Origin of the sequence: Vibrio sp. J1-1, from assembly GCF_021728395.1 — a bacterium.
GTDB lineage: Bacteria > Pseudomonadota > Gammaproteobacteria > Enterobacterales > Vibrionaceae > Vibrio.
In genome coordinates this window covers 1-1304 of record NZ_JAKKCM010000050.1, presented here as the reverse complement: position 1 = coordinate 1304, position 1304 = coordinate 1, and the positions used below count along the sequence as shown (strand labels likewise).

The 1304-nt window shown below is 45.3% G+C and carries 1 protein-coding gene; it reads left to right on the top strand.

Going from position 1 to position 1304, the window contains the following annotated elements; translation table 11 throughout:
- A partial coding sequence (locus L3V31_RS21985) for an IS4 family transposase (protein WP_237319362.1) occupies nucleotides 1-1290 on the top strand: 1290 nt, incomplete at its 5' end.
- Between the last annotated feature and the right edge of the window lie 14 nt (nucleotides 1291-1304).

The following is a 1304-nucleotide window of genomic DNA, read 5'->3' as shown; positions in this document are numbered from 1 at the left end:
GAACACCATATCAATGCCTTTGCTAAACACATTCCCTTAGATTGGGTTGAAGAAGCGGTTAAACAAACCGGTAAAGCGTCTGTGCGTAAACGAAGATTCCCTGCCGAGCAAGCGGTCTGGTTAGTCCTAGGTATCGGACTATTGAGAAATCGCTCGATTCAAAGTGTATGCGATAGGCTCGAACTGGCTTTCCCTGACGCCAAAGGCGAGCTTCCACCTCTAGCGACAAGCAGTATTATTAAAGGAAAAGAGAAGCTTGGCTTTGAGCCTATGCGTTACCTGTTCAAACTCACCGCTGCTCAGTGGGAGCAACAGTGTGAGTTCGACCAAATGTGTGGGCTAAAGTTACTCAGTGTCGACGGTACTTACTTTAAAACGCACGATACAGAGAGCAATCAAGCGTTCGGCTATGCACAAAAATCGGCCTCATTCCCCTCGGTCCTTGCCGTAACCCTCATGTCGACCAAGACACACCTGCTATCGGATGCAGCCTTTGGACCGGTGACTGAGAGTGAAATCTCCTATGCACAGCAACTGGTTGGTTCCGCTCCCGAAAACTCACTGACGCTTTTCGACCGAGGTTTTATGTCAGCAGAGTTATTTTTAAGCTGGCAAGGTAGCGGTGAAAATACGCATTGGCTCACTCCAATTAAATCTAAATTTAGGTACGAAATCTTAGAATCATACAGCGAGTATGATCATCTCATTGAAATGCCAGTATCCCCACAAGCTCAGAAACAGTTCCCCCATTTAGATAAAAAATGGCAAGCGCGTTTAGTCCAAATCCCATCACCTAAAGGAGAGATAAAAGGATTTATCACTTCTTGCTTGTGCCCTGAGACATATTTACTAGAGGAACTTGTTGATGTGTATTGGCAGCGCTGGGAAATTGAACGTGGTTATGGGGAATTAAAGCAATATCAGCTCGCGAACAAGCCCTTGCTAAGGAGTCTTAAAAGTGACGGTATATACCAAGAGTTGTGGGGAATACTAACTTCATACAATATCATTCGATTGGAAATGGTTGGGATGGCTACACAGCACAAAGTAGAGCCGTTGAGGATCAGCTTCATAAATGCTCTTTATTTAATACAGGAAGAGTTCATCTGGTCTGATGGTCGAAGCCCGGGAGCAATACCGAAGGCACTGAAGCAACTAAGAGATAATGGAAAGAGGTTAATACTGCCAGAGAAGAGGAAGCGTAAAGCGTATCCAAGAGCAGTACTTAAGAAAGCCGCTAAATATCCCACGCGTTCGCGTTCAAGGAATAAAAACGCCACTCGCTCTTAAGCGAGTGGCGTTAA